Genomic DNA, 13400 nt, shown 5'->3' with positions numbered 1-13400 from the left:
GGTCAGCGGATCGCTCTTCTCGGGTGTCAGGCACGGGGACGCACCGGCGTCCCAGTCTCCGCAGGGGGATGTGCGAGAGGCCATTTGGACAGGGAAAACGCAACTTCGACATGGCTCGCAGAGCCAGCTACCTTCACCTGGTCCTCGGTGATCGTCACGGCCGCTCAGGGGTTCCTTCCAGCTACCACCGACCAGGGAGAGACGACTCATGCCCCATCTTGCTCTGTACACGTTCGGCGTCCTGAAATCACCTCTCGCCGAACCGGCACCTCTCACGCGCGAGTTCTACGACATCGGTGCGGCCGTCTACCGGAAGATCAGCCGGCAGCCCGGGTACGTCGCGCACGCTGAAGCGGCAGACGGGGACCGGGGCGCGCTCTTCGGGGCGGACTGGGGTGCATGGGGAGAGTTCGACGTACCCACCTGGTACGACAAGGGCCGTACGGTGGAAACCACTGCCCTGGCCGCGACCCTCTCGCTCTGGACCGGCCCGCGCCCCGTCTTCGACGCCGTCTACACCGGTCTGCACCGTGAGGCGCTGAACAGGCGTTACGACTGGTTCGAGAGGACGGGGCACCCGAATTACGTGTTCTGGTGGGTCCCCGACGGCGTGATACCCGTCTGGCGGGACGGGGTTTCCAGGCTGGAGCACCTCCACGACCACGGCTCCGCGCCGCACGCCTTCACCTTCCACGACTCGTTCACCCCCGAGGGAACTCCCACCAGGACCAACGGCATTGGACCGAAGAGCGACTAACGGTGTGGTGCACGGCTGAAGTCGGGATGTGCCGACGCGGCGCCTCGACCGTGTGGGCCCACCACGCCGACAGTCCTGCCGGGCGGCGAACACTTCAGTCGAAGAGGGCAACGAGGCCGTTCACCCAGATCGCCAGGACCGCAAGGGTCGCCACCAGGCAGCCGGCGCCCGCCAGCACGCCGCCGACGGTCCACGGCTCGGAGGGCGCCTCGTGCTGCCCTTCCAGGTCGTCCCGGTAGGAGGCGGGGTCGTCCCAGTCGACGGGGTGCCCCAACTCCTCGGCGCACGCGGTCCGCACCGCGACCAGCTGCTCCGTGGCGAAGACGGTGGCGGCCTTCGCCTCGGGGCCCTGCCAGGCGAGGGCTTTCATCCGCCACCCAGGAGACCCGTACCGCGCCTCGAAGGCAGCGGTCTCGTCGGCGTTCCGGTCCTCGTCGAGGTACATCCAGCGTCCAGCCTCGGCGGCGTCGCCGTAGAGCCGGTACACCTCGGCCAGACGACGGCGAAGCGTCAGGTCGTGCGGGAAGGACGAGATGAGACCGCGCAGGCGCTGGCGCGCGACGGGAACCCGGCCGGCGGCCAGGTCTGCATCGACTCGGGCAAGGGTCTCTCTCAGGGGCACGAACGCATGATCGGGTACCGCCCTCACCCATGTCGACCTGGTTTCGCCGCCCAAGAGGGAACATCGCCAGTTACCAGCAGGCAACGCCTGAATGACCAGGTCCAGCGGGTGCCTGCGGGGGGGTGCGGGGGTGAGCGGTCAGGTGTCGGGGTCCACTTCGGGGTGCGTGAACCGCACGGGCTTGCCCAGCGACCGGGCGTAGGCGATCTCGGCTCGGGTGCTGTCTCCGATGTAGTCGCCGACCACGAGCACGTCATCAGCGAGCCGGATCTTCGCTCGGTGCAGATCGTCGAGTCGAACCTTCAGCACCTCGGCCTCGGCAGGATCGGACCAAAGCGGGTGCGACGACTTCATGTCGCAACCCGGCTTGACGACAATCCTCCCGGCCACGGTCTCCCGCAGATCGGCCTCGGTCATCTCGGTCATGAAACGGGTGGAGCCGCAGATCACGACGATACGCGGGAGGCTCAGCCGCCTCTTCACGTCGGCGAGGCTCTCCTCGGGGGTGAGTGGTTGCGGGTATGACACGGCGAGTTCCTCCCGGTGGTGTGGTCCGCCACATCCTCCCCTGCCTGCCCCAGCAGCGCGGCTTCGCCAAGCGGCTGCGCAGGGCCGCCGGACTGATGCGAGGCGCCTACCGGTGGGGGCCGGGAGGCTCGAAGGTGTCTCCGAGGAACCGTTCGAGCGCGTCCAGCAGGGTGTCGGGCTGTTCCAGATGAAGGTCGTGTCCGGCCCCCGGCAGGCTCAAGGCCACTGTCTCCGGCCGCTGTTGGAGCATCTCGCCGCATTCCTCCGGAGAGATGATGCCGGACTGGCCGAGCACGGCCAGCGTCGGGCAGGTGATGCTCGCCCACTCGTCCCAGTAGGAACGCCGGGCGTTCCCCGCCAGAGAGTCGACCATCACGTCGCGGTCGAAACGCGGCCACCAGGCGCCGTCACGTTCCTCCAGTCCGGCGGCCCAGCCCTCGCCGACCGGGCCGCCGCCGAGGAACGCCGCGGCGGCCTCTCTCGGTGCCAGACGTCCCAGGGCGGCGCCCCGGCCTCTTCGTGGTCGACCTGGACGGGGCGATGATCGGCTTCGTCCAACTGCTCGATCGGCGCGACGCGGGGCGTCCGGGTCATGTCCGTCCGGAGGGCGAGGAGGCCGAGCTCGGTTACATGTTCCTGCCGCAGGTATGGGGGCACGGGTACGCCGCCGAGGCGTGTGCGGCGGCACTCGACTGGTTCACCGGCGTTCTTCCGGACGAACCGGTGGTGCTCTGCACCCAGACCGCCAATGGCCGCGCCATGCGTCTCGCGGCGAGGCTGGGGTTCACGGAGGTGGCGCTGTTCGAGGAGTACGGCGCCGATCAGTGGTTCGGCGTGTGGTCCTCGGCCATGCCCGCTGGTCACAGCGCATGAGGGGGTCGGCTCAGGTGGGGGGCTACCGGCATCGCGGAGCCCGGTCGTCTGCTCGACCCCCGTCTTCTAGCGGTCCGGCCCGCCTCGCGGTAGACCCGACGGCGCACTGCCGAGCACGGAGGGCTCACCGGAATGGCAGGCACACTGGTCGCAGTCAGCCGGTTCCGGCGGGAGCTGTTCTTGCGGAGGTGCTGATGGCGGGAAAAGGCGGTCTTCCAGAATGGGCAGCCCGAACAGCAGAAGCAGCGGGACCATCGGGGCGAGCAGAGCTATCACGATCACGACGTCTCCCCGCGAAGCTGGCGATCACGACGGTCACTTGACGGCAAGCCGACACTTTCACCATGCGACCGAACGGGGGACGCCGCACCCGGGAACGACACCCGTGTAGGCCGATCGGGTGATGTGTTGCCTGCGGACGTGCGCTTCCCGGTCTTCACGGCTGCTCGAACCCCGTTTGACCTTGACACGGTGACAAGGTCTTCACTGCCTCCCAGGAGGTGGTCCCGATGGCCATGACGAGACAGGGCACGGATGCGGCACGAGCGCTCCGGGCATTGGAAGACAGTCGTTCGTCTGTACGATTGCAGGCTGCTCTGGCAGTCGGTACGGCGCCCGACCCGTCCTTCGTCGGCAAGCTCGTCGAGCGGTGCGCCGTAGAGCCCGAGTTCTTCGTCCGCGACATGTTGACCTGGGCACTCACCCGCCATCCGGTGTCCCTGACGCTTCCCGAGCTGCTCCGCGAAGTCCGCTCGGAGCGTGCGCAGGCACGCAGCCAGGCGCTGCACACGCTGTCCAAGATCGGGGACCGGCAGGCGTGGCCGGCGATCACGCGGGCGCTGTTGTCGGACACGGACCCCGAGGTGGCGAGGAGTGCCTGGCGGGCCGCGACCGTGCTCGTACCGGAAGGCGAGGAGCCCCAGCTGGCCGCAGTCCTGGCGACCCAGCTCGGGCGCGGCGACCAGGAGACACAGCTGAGTCTCAGTCAGGCGCTGGCCGCCCTGGGAGAACTGATCACACCGACTCTGCGGGTCGCGACGACGAGCCCTGACCCACACGTGCGGACGCACGCGCTCGCCACGCAACGGCTGCTGCGGGACCCGGACACCGGATTCGAATCGGCGATCGAGGAGGCCAAACGGGTTGTGGCCGTCACCGGTGCCCCTCAGGGCGGATGATGAGAACCGTGCTGATCGGTGAGGTGTCGAGACGGTCCGGGGTCAGTGCCCGCATGCTCCGGCACTACGAATCGCTCGGCCTGGTGCGACCCTCGGGCCGTACGGGCTCCGGCTATCGGGAGTACTCCGGCGAGGACATCCGGCGGATCTTCCACATCGAGAGTCTGCGGTCGCTGGGTATGTCGTTGCGTGAGATCGGGCGGGCGCTCGACGATCCCGGTTTCATGCCTTCGGCGCTCGTCGCCGACCTCGTCGGTCAGGCGCGCGACCGCATCGCGGCCGAGACCGAGCTGCTCACGCGCCTCCGTCGGATCGATGCCGCGGAGCCGACGGGCTGGGAGGACGTCCTCCAGATCGTCGCGCTTCTCCAGGGACTCGGGGCGAAGAGCGCCGAGGTGCGCCAGCGCACGGCCCTGTCCGCCAGCGCCGAGGTTCCGCTGCCCGTGGAGGCCCTGGTCGAGGCGGCGCTCAGCGAGACGGAGCCCAACGTCGCCGGCGCCCTGCGCTGGGCGCTGGCGCGATCCGGCGACGACGGCGGTCCCGCACTGCTCGCGAAAGGCCTCGGATCGCCGGTGGCCGCGGTGCGGGAGCGCGCGGTCCGAGCTCTCGCCGAGATGCCCGGCGCCGAGGCGACCGCGTGGCTGGGCGACGCCCTGGCGGACCCCGACGTGACGATCCGCGGGCATGCGGCTCTGGCGCTCGGGACCCGTGGCGTGTTCGACGCGGTACCGACGCTCATCGACATGATCGTGGAGGGGAGGAACGACACGGACGCGGCTGACGCACTGAGCATGCTGGCGATCGACGCGGCGACGACGGAGCGGATCGCGGCCGGGCTGGTGGACCGGCTCGGCCACGGAAGCACCGGAGCGCCTGCGCGCGGACGGCTGACCCAGGCGCTGGCGGACATCCCCGGGACCACGGCGTCCCGTGCTCTGGTGGAGCTGTCGCACGACGAGGACCGCGCCGTCGCCCTGACTGCCGCGTACCTTCTTCAGCTCCGCGACCTGCGGTGACGGTTCCCCACGGTCGCCGAAGAACCCCGAAACGGCGTAGCCCGCCGCGTACTTGCCCGGCGGGCCATGTACCGGGCGTGGGTGAGGAGAGGAGCCACTGCACTGTCACGCTGAGGGCGACAGTGACGGCGACGGCGACGGTGGAGAGCGTGTCTGGAGAAGGACGCCCCGCGCAGAGAAGACGTCATGGGGTGCTTCGCGCGTAAACCACGTTAGTCCTCGGCTGCCGGCCGCCGTTTTGCCGCACGCCACTTGGCCGTCGGCAACGTAAGAGGTCGGTATGAAGAGCGAATCACTGCGCGGAACGGGTCCCCTGAATGGCGATATCGTCCACAATGCGGACAAAACTATTGTCTTACGGTTACCTGGCGGGGTCGGTTCCGGAGTCTCCGCAGAGCTCACCGGGCGCCGTTGACCGCCCCTGACGGTGCCGTGCGTGTGGGGCGGCGGCGCGGCGGACACCGATGAGCGCGACGTCATCGCCGAGACGACCGCCGGTGTGGGCGATCAGGTCGCGTCTGACGTGCTGGAGCAGCGCGTCGGGGTCGCTGCCGGCCCACTGTGCGGCCCGGTCCGCGAGTGGGTAGAAGGTGCCGTCGCGGTCGCGGGCTTCGATGACGCCGTCCGTGTAGAGGAGCAGCGTGTCCTCGGTGGCGAAGGACAGCGTGTCGAGGGGGTGGTCCTCGGCATCGGTCAGGGCGATTCCGAGCGGTGGCGCGGGATGCAGGTGTGGGACGGTCACGCTGCCGTCCGCGGCGAGCAGGAGGGGCGCCAAGTGGCCGCAACTCGTCAGCCGAACCGCCGGTTCGTCATCGGGAACCTCCAGCAGGAGGACCGTGACGAAGCGTTCCCCGGCCTCGTGTTCCGGCTCGAAGTCGACGAGGTAGCGGGCGACGCTCCGGTCCAGTGCGGCGGCCAGCTCGGGCAGACCGGCATGCTGATGGGCTGCTTCCCGGAACGCGCCGAGCACGACGGCGGCCTCGCCGATCGCGGGCAGACCCTTGCCGCGCACATCTCCGATCAGCAGACGGACCGCGTTTCCGGTGCGCGCGGCGGCGTAGAGGTCACCGCCGATCTGGGCCTCGTCCTCGGCGGCCAGATAGACGGAGGCGAGGCGCAGACCACCCAGCCGGTTCGGCAGCGGCCACAACAGCACCCGTTGGGCAGCCCCGGCGACCGAGCGCACCTGCGCCAACTGGCGGCCGCGACGGTCCCGCACCGCACACATGACCACGATCAGGCCGGTGAGCACCGTCAGCGCGACGAGCTGGACGATCACACCCCTTGACGTCAGGAGGCCGGACCGCCAGCCGATGAGCGTCTGGGCCGCCACCGCCAGGACTCCGACGCCGCCCGTCGCCCAGGGGCCCTCGAACCAAGCGGCGAGGGCGGGCGCGATCACCAGCAGAGGGCCGAGAACGATGTCGGCAGGGGTCACGGTGTCCGCGACCGTGATCAGGGCGACGAGCACGACCGGAATCAGCAACCCCATGTGACGCGCCTGCTGTATCCGCCCGGGGCCGGAAGAACGTAGCTGCCAGGAACCCACAACTTCCACAGTGGACCGTCAGGCGGCGATCAGCGAGCGAACGCGAGCAGCCCGGCGCACATCCGGACCCGCCGCTCCCACGAGCAGCAGCGCGTACGGGGGCCTCACGACGTGGAAGGCAATGTGCGGGCAAAACAGCACGCCCGGCGAAGTCGCCGCCGCGCTGAACGTCACGACGCCCACCGTCGTCAAGACTGCCGACCGGATGACCGCCGCCAGGCCGCTCACCCGCCTTCGCGACGACCGGGACCACCGCCTCGCCCGGCTCCGGCTCACCGACGCGGGGCGTGCGCTGCGGGAACCGATCGAGGCGGAACGGCGGTTGATCGAGGAAGAGGCCACCGCGGACCTCACCGAGACCGAACGCGAATCCCTCTGGAACGCCCTGACGAAGGTGCACCGGGCGGCGAGCGAACTGCTGAACGGGCCCATCGAGTACCGCGACTCGGCAGGTCCGCGCGCGGGCACGGGCAAGGCGGTCCGAGTCGGTCGCGGTCTCGGGGCTTTGATGCCTGACGAGCCCTTATGCCCCACCCTTGCGCCGGCGAGGTGCCGCCGAGCGAGGCGGCGTCGAGCGCATGTGGTCGCGCACCGGCGCCAGCAGGCCGGCCAGCGCCTGGACGTCGTCACGCGAAAGCGGCTCGAACAACAGGCCGCTGACCACCTCGACATGCCCCGGCAGCACCTTGGCCAGCAGCTCACGTCCGGCATCGGTGACGGTGACGGTGATGCTCCGCTCGTCGTCCAGCGAGGGAGCCCGGACGACCAGGCCTTCCTTTTCGAGCAGGCCCACCTGGTACGTCAGGCCGCTGCGGCTGTAGACGACGCCGTCGGCCAGGTCGGTCATGCGGTGGCTGCCGGTCGGCGAGTCACCGAGCCGGGCCAGCAGCTGGAACTGCACATAACTGAGATCACCGGCCTCACGCAGCTGCTGCTCGACCGCGTGCCGCAGCAGGCTGGTCACCTCGATGAGGTCGAAGTAGGCGCCGAGCTGCACGGGGTCGAGCGACGGCGACGGATCAGGCATGGCCGGATTCTACTGCTTCGAATTCGAAGAGTGCGGCCGCCCCGCCTCCGGGACTTGCTTCGAATTCGAAGCAGAGCTACAGTCCATGCATGTGCTTCGAATTCGAAGCACCAACGAACTCAATGAAGGCGAGATCCGACATGAAGGCAGTGCGCTTCCACGAGTACGGCGACCCCGACGTCCTGCGCTACGAGGACGTGGAGCAGCCCGCACCCGGAGCCGGCCAGGTCCGCGTCCGCGTCGCCGCGACGACGTTCAACCCCGTGGACGGCAACATCCGCGGCGGCTTCATGCGCGGCCCCATCCCGGTGGCCCTTCCGCACACTCCCGGCATCGACGTCGCCGGAACCGTCGACGCACTCGGCGAGGGCGTCGACGGCCTCACCGTCGGCGACGACGTCATCGGCTTCCTTCCGATGAACGGCAGCGGAGCCGCCGCCGAGTACGTCCTCGCACCGGCCGAGGTCCTGACCCCGGCCCCCAGGAGCGTCCCCCTGGCCGACGCCGCCGCGCTGCCGCTGGTGGGCCTGACGGCATATCAGGCGCTGTTCGACCAGGCCAGACTGACGGCCGGCCAGCGCGTGCTGGTCAACGGCGCAGGGGGCGCGGTCGGCGGCTACGCCGTGCAACTGGCCAAGAACGCCGGCGCCCACGTCATCGCCACCGCCGGCCCCCGCAGCACCGCCGCGGTCACCTCCGCCGGCGCCGACGACGTCATCGACCACACCACCACCAGCGTCACCACGGCGGTGACCGAACCGGTCGACGCCGTCCTCAACCTCGCACCCGTCGACCCGGCCGAGCTGGACGCGCTGCTCACCCTCGTCCGCCCGGGCGGAGTGCTGGTCAACACGACCGTGTGGATGCCCGCGCCCTCCGACCAGGAACGCGACGTACGGGGCATCGACCTGTTCGTCCGCAGCGACGCCGAACAACTGGCACGGCTGGTGACGTTGGTCGACCGCGGCCGGCTGCACATCGCCGTCGCCGAGCGGGTACCGCTGGCCGGACTGCCCACCCTGCACGCCCGCGCCGCGCAAGGCGCCGTGCACGGCAAGGTCGTCGTCATCCCGGCCACCGACTGAACACCAGCTGAGCGGGGACGGCGGCATACCCCACCTCGCCCTCGAACATCAGCTCACAGCCATACAACAGAGAACAACACGGCTGCCGTCCGTACTATCGGTACAACCGACATGTGCGTCAGTAACGGCTGCCACTCCCCCGGCGGCAGGCACAGCGACATGCACCTTCGACTTCGCCAACGCCCATGAGTTCACCGCTCGTCGGCGACAGCACCCGGAAAGAGTGTGAGCCCCATGTCCGAAACCACCGCCCCGACCAGCGAGTTGACCTCTCAGTACAGTGCCCAGGTAGCCGGCGACCTGGAGAACAACCGCAAGGAACAGCAACGCATCACCGCGGAGATCGAAGCCTTGCAGGAACAACTGGCCGCCGTTCGGCACGATCACACCGTCCTGGTGAACCTCCAGGAGGCCCTCGGTGTGCCGGCCGCCCTGTCCGAGTCGACTGCGGCCGAGCCTGTCACGTCCGTGCCCGCTCCCCGCAAAAGGACCGCGTCGACCAAGGCGGTCAAGCAGACGACGGGCGACAAGGCCGCCACGGTGAAGAAGAAGCAGACCGCCAAGAAGGCCGCCGCCGCGAAGCCGGAACCGCGCCCGGCGGGAACCAAGTTGGTGGATCTGGTACGCGAACACCTCGCCGCCCAGACCGAACCCCGCTCCGCCGCCGAGATCACCACCGCCCTGGCACAGCAGCACCCCGAACGCGCGGCGAAGACCACCGTCGTACGCAACGCGCTCGAAGGACTCGTGGCCAAGAACCAGGCCCAGCGCACCAAGCAGGGCACCTCCGTCTTCTACACCACCGCCGAGACCACCGTTCCCACGGCCGAAGAGGAGACTCCACAGCAGCCTGCCTGACGGTCGGCGCCTCCACCTTCGGGGCCTGTTCCCCAGCTCGCACCGGTCACCCGCGGCGCAGCAGCTCCGCCAGGACGGCTTCCCAGTCCAGGTACGAGCCTTCCGTGCCCGCGGGCACCGCCCGGAACGTCTCGGTCAGCCAGTCCTCGAAGGGTCCGGCCGGTATGTACAGCACGGCCGCCTCGCCCATGCCGCGCAGCAGGACGCGCATCGTGGTGGGCCCGTGGCAGGGGCACGGCGGCCAGACCCGGACGCAGCCCTCGCCCACCGGAACGCCCAGGCCCGTCTGGAGCAGGTCCCGGGAGAACAGCCAGGGCGCGGCGGCCTCGGGACCACCGGGCCAGTCCAGGCGTACGGCGAACGGGTCGGCCGAGTCGTAGCTGAACCGGACCTGGAGCCGGAGGGCTTCCCCGTCGCTTATGACCAGGTCGATGGTCAGTTCGGTGTGCAGACGCTTGGTCCGGTCGGTGGGGTGCATGGCGCTTCCCGGATGGGCTGGGGTCGTGGGCTCCGCCCTGCGCGAAGCCCCGCATTCCCCACTTCGGGGCGGGGGCGGCCGATGGATGCAGCCGGCCGGCCCGGGTCGCGGAGGTGCCTGAGGATCCGCGGACGGTGGGGTGCATCCGATGCGTGCGCGCCGCCGGAAGAGACGGTGACACGGGCGGGCCCGGTGACCCGCGCCCGCCCGGTTCTGGGGGGCCTGGCACGCATCGGAAAGGATGTGTCATGAGGCTTCGCGACGAACTGCCGGTGGACCACAGGCTGGCGACGGTCTACCGGTACGGCGCCGGACTGTGCGGCGCCGTCCTGTTGCTGTTCGGCTGTCTCGGCTTCGCCGACGAACTCAGCCCCTTCGGCACGGACGGCGTCCGTATCGCCGGCATGTCGACGAACGGACTGCTCAGTCTGCTCTCCGTGCTCTTCGGGATGCTGCTGGTCGGCGGCGCGGTGGTCGGCGGGAACTTCGCCTCGACGCTGAACATGGTCGTCGGGACGCTGTTCCTGCTGAGCGGGTTCGGCCACGTCTTCATCCTGGACCGGAGCGCCAACATCCTCGACTTCGGCGTGACCAACGTCCTCTTCACGTTCGTCATGGGGCTGCTGATCCTCACCTTCGGGATGTACGGCCGGGTCACGGGCGGGCTCGCGCACGACAACCCGTACTGGCGCCGCCGCCACCCGCGGCAGGCGGCGCGCGAGTCCCTGGCCGCCCGGCGCCGGGACCGGGCCCGGACGGCCCTGGCCCCGGCGCGGAACCCTGCCACGGGGCTCCCGGCCACGGGGCTCCCTGCCACGGGGCTCCCGGGTGACGGCCTCCCGGCCACACACCCGCGGCCGGGCTGCTGAGCCGCGGACCGATCCGGCGGGGCGTTCCGGCAGGACCGGGACGGCGTCCGGGCGGAACTCACGGCTCCCGTGACTCCCGGACGCCGCCCTCCGCCAGGGCCGCCGCCCGGCGCAGGACCCCGAGGCGGCCCCGGTCGGGGACGGTCCACAGGTCGTGGCCGCGCAGGCCCCAGCGGCCCAGCAGTTCGTTGGCGGCGAGAAAGCCACTGGTGGCGGCGCGTTCCATCAGGGCCACCGGCAGACCGGTGCGGACCGTGTCACCCGCGACGACCAGGCCGGGCGTCGGGGTGGTGACCGTGGGCCGGTCCGCGTGGCCGCCCACCGCGAACAGGGGGCAGTCGGCCCGCCACTCGTGACGGGCGTCGACCACGCGCGCCCGGGCCGTCTCCGGGTAGAGCCGGTGCAACTGGCCGAGCAGTTCCTTCTCCGTGGTCTCCCGGCCGGCGTCCTCGGGCACGGCGTAGGCGTGCAGCTCCACGACCGAGCCGCCGGTGCGGGCCGCCCACCGGGCCGCCTCGCCCTCCCAGCCGCTGAGCACGCTGACGTTGTCCAGTGCCCCGTGGCCACTGGTGCCGAGGAAACCGGGCCGGTCCGCGCGCACCGGACGGTCCAGCCACAGACGGGACACCAGGAACGGCGGGGCGGTGCGCAGCCGCGCCACGCGCTCGCGCCACTCGGCGTCCCCGAGGTCGCCGCAGCGGCCCACCAGGGCGCGCAGCCCCGCCGGGTCCAGGGCGAGCACGACCCCGTCGTACGGCTCGTCGCCGCCCGCGGTGGTCACGCCGTAGCCGCCGGACGGCAGGACGCTGACGCCCTCCACCGCCGTGTTCGTGCGCACGCGCGCGCCGAGCCGTTCCAGGCGTGCGGCGATCGGATCCCACAGCGCCTGCGGGAACGGCTCGCGCGGCACGTCGAACAGCAGGCCCTCGGCCGAGCCGAGGAAGTAGATGTGGAACATCAGCGCCATCTCCGCCGCCGACAGCGTCCGGGGGTCGGCGAAGAAGCTGCGGGAGAACACCTCGAAGGCCAGGTGCCGGGCCGCCGGAGGGAAGCGGATGTCCTCCAGGAAGTCGTACGCGCTGACGTGGTCGAGTCGCTCGTACACCTCCGGCACCCGCACGTCGAGCAGCGGCAGCGCCGCACGCGGGCGCATCCGGACCAGGTCGCGCACGGAGAACGACTCGCTCAGCGCCACGAACCCGAGCGCGCTCAGCGGAGGTGTGCGCGGCACGTGGCGGAAGCTGTCCTGGCGGCCGCTGCCGTGCCGCAGTGGGTAGTCGGGCAGCCTGGTGAGGCGAGCCAGGACCGGGTCGGTGCGGCGCAGCAGGGCCCGCAGGTTGTAGTACTGCCGGAAGAAGGCGTGGAAGCCGCGGCTCATCGTCACCGTCGTGCCGTCGGCCAGCCGCGTGGACCAACCGGCCAGCCTGCCGCCGAGCTGTGCGTCGCGCTCCAGGACGGTGACCCGCACGCCGCGCTCCGCGAGCGCGGTGGCCGCCGTCAGCCCGGCGATGCCACCTCCCACGACCGCCACGCGCGGCGCGGCGGACTCCGGCGCGCGGGCCGCGCCGGGCGGTGCGGGCAGCAACCGGGCCAGCCGGTCCCGACCGGGGCGGGGGCCGCGGCCGAGGCGAGGGGCGCGGGGGTCTCGGACGGTGGAGGAGGTGGGACGGCGTGGTTCGGTCATCGTCCCGCCTCCTCGCCGGCGCGCCTGGCCGCCGTCCCGGCTCCCCCGTCGGCGGTGAACGGGCGGCGGGCGACGACCGTGTGGGTGATGCCGGTCTGCCAGCCGGGCAGCGGCAGCACCCGCACCCGCTCGAAACCCGCCCGCTCCACCCGCCGCGCGAGCTGCCTGGCCGTGTCGAAGGCGACGACACTGTGCCGCAGGTGCCGGTAGAGCGCGCCGTCGCCGAGCAGCGTGGCGACCGGCAGGACGAACCCGCCGCACACCGCGTTCCACACGGCCCGGTGCGCCGCCCGCCCGCTCAGCGCGTACTCGTGCACCGCCAGCCGCCCGCCCGGCGCCAGCAACCGGTGGGCCTGGGCGAGCACCGCGTCCGGGTCGGCGGTGTTGCGCAGCAGGTACGCGGCGAACACCGCGTCGAAGGGACCGTGCACACCGGCCGCGGCCAGCCGCTCCACCGGCGACTGCACGAAGCGCACCGGCGTCGGCCAGGGCCGCAGGGCCGCCCGTCGCAGCATGCCTGCCGAGGCGTCGACGGCGGTGATGTCGGCGCCGGGCAGGACGGCGGCCAGGGCCGCCGTCGAGGCGCCGGTGCCGCAGCCCAGGTCGAGCACCCTCGGGGCCGGGCCGCCACCGGACAGTCCGAGGCGCCGCGCGGAGCGGCGCAGGTGGGCGTGGTAACCGGGATTCGCCGCCACGAGCGCGTCGTAGCTCCGGGCGGCGTGGTCGAACGCGGTCGCCAGTTCGGCGTCGCGCAGCACGGACATGCCATCTCCGTAAGAGGTCGTCGGGGGAAAGACGGTCGAGGGGAAGACGGGGCAGGAGGGAGGGGCAGGGCCACGGGCAGGGACAGGGGCAGGGACAGGGGCAGGGGCAGGG

At 71.2% G+C, this 13400-nt stretch carries 14 protein-coding genes and 1 pseudogene; 7 read left to right on the top strand and 8 right to left on the bottom strand.

What is annotated here, in order from left to right; all coding sequences use genetic code 11:
* Nucleotides 1–208 precede the first annotated feature (208 nt).
* The gene (locus tag AAW13_RS42440) at nt 209–757 is read left to right on the top strand and encodes a DUF3291 domain-containing protein (RefSeq protein ID WP_046728069.1); all 549 of its coding nucleotides are present in this window, start codon (nt 209–211) and stop codon (nt 755–757) included.
* Nucleotides 758–851: 94 nt separating this feature from the next.
* Here the strand turns inward: AAW13_RS42440 and AAW13_RS42435 are convergent, their stop codons facing one another.
* From AAW13_RS42435 to AAW13_RS42425, 3 genes are all read right to left on the bottom strand, one after another.
* The gene (locus AAW13_RS42435) at nt 852–1379 is read right to left on the bottom strand and encodes a DUF6584 family protein (RefSeq protein ID WP_046728090.1); all 528 of its coding nucleotides are present in this window, start codon (nt 1377–1379) and stop codon (nt 852–854) included.
* 138 nt (nt 1380–1517) lie between these two features.
* Nucleotides 1518–1907 carry a hypothetical protein gene (locus AAW13_RS42430; RefSeq protein ID WP_046728070.1) on the bottom strand — a complete coding sequence of 130 codons (390 nt, stop codon included), beginning with the start codon at nt 1905–1907 and terminating at the stop codon, nt 1518–1520.
* 106 nt (nt 1908–2013) lie between these two features.
* Nucleotides 2014–2280, bottom strand: a complete 267-nt coding sequence (locus AAW13_RS42425; RefSeq protein ID WP_476756037.1) for an alpha/beta fold hydrolase — start codon at nt 2278–2280, stop codon at nt 2014–2016.
* A 107-nt stretch (nt 2281–2387) separates the two neighbouring features.
* Here AAW13_RS42425 and AAW13_RS42420 point away from each other — a divergent pair.
* The 3 genes and pseudogenes from AAW13_RS42420 to AAW13_RS42410 form a co-directional block, all read left to right on the top strand.
* Nucleotides 2388–2780 (top strand): annotated as a pseudogene (locus tag AAW13_RS42420) (GNAT family N-acetyltransferase); the annotation flags it as partial.
* A gap of 509 nt (nt 2781–3289) precedes the next feature.
* Nucleotides 3290–3958 (top strand): HEAT repeat domain-containing protein, encoded by a 669-nt coding sequence (locus tag AAW13_RS42415; protein ID WP_046728072.1) that lies wholly within the window; start codon nt 3290–3292, stop codon nt 3956–3958.
* A gap of 8 nt (nt 3959–3966) precedes the next feature.
* Nucleotides 3967–4974: a MerR family transcriptional regulator gene (locus AAW13_RS42410; protein ID WP_046728073.1), complete on the top strand. Its 1008-nt coding sequence runs from the start codon at nt 3967–3969 to the stop codon at nt 4972–4974.
* Between the two features lie 361 nt (nt 4975–5335).
* Here the strand turns inward: AAW13_RS42410 and AAW13_RS42405 are convergent, their stop codons facing one another.
* Nucleotides 5336–6466: a PP2C family protein-serine/threonine phosphatase gene (locus AAW13_RS42405; RefSeq protein WP_046728074.1), complete on the bottom strand. Its 1131-nt coding sequence runs from the start codon at nt 6464–6466 to the stop codon at nt 5336–5338.
* A 580-nt stretch (nt 6467–7046) separates the two neighbouring features.
* On the bottom strand, nt 7047–7550 hold the full coding sequence (locus tag AAW13_RS42395; protein WP_046728076.1) for a MarR family winged helix-turn-helix transcriptional regulator: 504 nt from the start codon (nt 7548–7550) through the stop codon (nt 7047–7049).
* A 140-nt stretch (nt 7551–7690) separates the two neighbouring features.
* Here AAW13_RS42395 and AAW13_RS42390 point away from each other — a divergent pair, with 140 nt between their 5' ends.
* Nucleotides 7691–8635 carry an NADP-dependent oxidoreductase gene (locus AAW13_RS42390; protein ID WP_046728077.1) on the top strand — a complete coding sequence of 315 codons (945 nt, stop codon included), beginning with the start codon at nt 7691–7693 and terminating at the stop codon, nt 8633–8635.
* A gap of 234 nt (nt 8636–8869) precedes the next feature.
* Nucleotides 8870–9493 (top strand): hypothetical protein, encoded by a 624-nt coding sequence (locus AAW13_RS42385; protein ID WP_046728078.1) that lies wholly within the window; start codon nt 8870–8872, stop codon nt 9491–9493.
* A gap of 46 nt (nt 9494–9539) precedes the next feature.
* Here the strand turns inward: AAW13_RS42385 and AAW13_RS42380 are convergent, their stop codons facing one another.
* Complete coding sequence (locus AAW13_RS42380) at nt 9540–9971, bottom strand: SsgA family sporulation/cell division regulator (RefSeq protein WP_052768486.1); 432 nt, start codon at nt 9969–9971, stop codon at nt 9540–9542.
* Between the two features lie 248 nt (nt 9972–10219).
* Between AAW13_RS42380 and AAW13_RS42375 the strand changes: the two genes are divergently transcribed.
* Nucleotides 10220–10840 (top strand): DUF4383 domain-containing protein, encoded by a 621-nt coding sequence (locus AAW13_RS42375; RefSeq protein ID WP_079179195.1) that lies wholly within the window; start codon nt 10220–10222, stop codon nt 10838–10840.
* Between the two features lie 58 nt (nt 10841–10898).
* On the opposite strand, the gene AAW13_RS42370 is transcribed toward AAW13_RS42375, so the two are convergent.
* Together AAW13_RS42370 and AAW13_RS42365 are read right to left on the bottom strand one after the other, a co-directional pair.
* Nucleotides 10899–12524, bottom strand: coding sequence for an FAD-dependent oxidoreductase (locus AAW13_RS42370; protein WP_079179194.1), 1626 nt, complete (start codon nt 12522–12524; stop codon nt 10899–10901).
* Nucleotides 12521–13288 carry a methyltransferase domain-containing protein gene (locus AAW13_RS42365; RefSeq protein WP_046728079.1) on the bottom strand — a complete coding sequence of 256 codons (768 nt, stop codon included), beginning with the start codon at nt 13286–13288 and terminating at the stop codon, nt 12521–12523. Before AAW13_RS42365 ends, AAW13_RS42370 begins: the two co-directional genes overlap by 4 nt.
* Between the last annotated feature and the right edge of the window lie 112 nt (nt 13289–13400).

Source organism: Streptomyces humi, assembly GCF_001005085.2.
Taxonomy (GTDB): domain Bacteria; phylum Actinomycetota; class Actinomycetes; order Streptomycetales; family Streptomycetaceae; genus Streptomyces; species Streptomyces humi.
Note: the sequence above shows the minus strand (reverse complement) of the source record. Positions and strands in the feature narration are given on the sequence as shown.

Excerpts from the sequence above, each read along its gene's own strand:
- AAW13_RS42380 (WP_052768486.1), bottom strand. The coding sequence starts at position 9,971 with ATGCACCCCACCGACCGGACCAAGCGTCTGCACACCGAACTGACCATC.
- AAW13_RS42405 (WP_046728074.1), bottom strand. The coding sequence starts at position 6,466 with ATGGGGTTGCTGATTCCGGTCGTGCTCGTCGCCCTGATCACGGTCGCG.
- AAW13_RS42365 (WP_046728079.1), bottom strand. The coding sequence starts at position 13,288 with ATGTCCGTGCTGCGCGACGCCGAACTGGCGACCGCGTTCGACCACGCC.
- AAW13_RS42385 (WP_046728078.1), top strand. The coding sequence starts at position 8,870 with ATGTCCGAAACCACCGCCCCGACCAGCGAGTTGACCTCTCAGTACAGT.
- AAW13_RS42425 (WP_476756037.1), bottom strand. The coding sequence starts at position 2,280 with ATGGTCGACTCTCTGGCGGGGAACGCCCGGCGTTCCTACTGGGACGAG.
- AAW13_RS42375 (WP_079179195.1), top strand. The coding sequence starts at position 10,220 with ATGAGGCTTCGCGACGAACTGCCGGTGGACCACAGGCTGGCGACGGTC.
- AAW13_RS42370 (WP_079179194.1), bottom strand. The coding sequence starts at position 12,524 with ATGACCGAACCACGCCGTCCCACCTCCTCCACCGTCCGAGACCCCCGC.
- AAW13_RS42415 (WP_046728072.1), top strand. The coding sequence starts at position 3,290 with ATGGCCATGACGAGACAGGGCACGGATGCGGCACGAGCGCTCCGGGCA.
- AAW13_RS42390 (WP_046728077.1), top strand. The coding sequence starts at position 7,691 with ATGAAGGCAGTGCGCTTCCACGAGTACGGCGACCCCGACGTCCTGCGC.
- AAW13_RS42395 (WP_046728076.1), bottom strand. The coding sequence starts at position 7,550 with ATGCCTGATCCGTCGCCGTCGCTCGACCCCGTGCAGCTCGGCGCCTAC.
- AAW13_RS42440 (WP_046728069.1), top strand. The coding sequence starts at position 209 with ATGCCCCATCTTGCTCTGTACACGTTCGGCGTCCTGAAATCACCTCTC.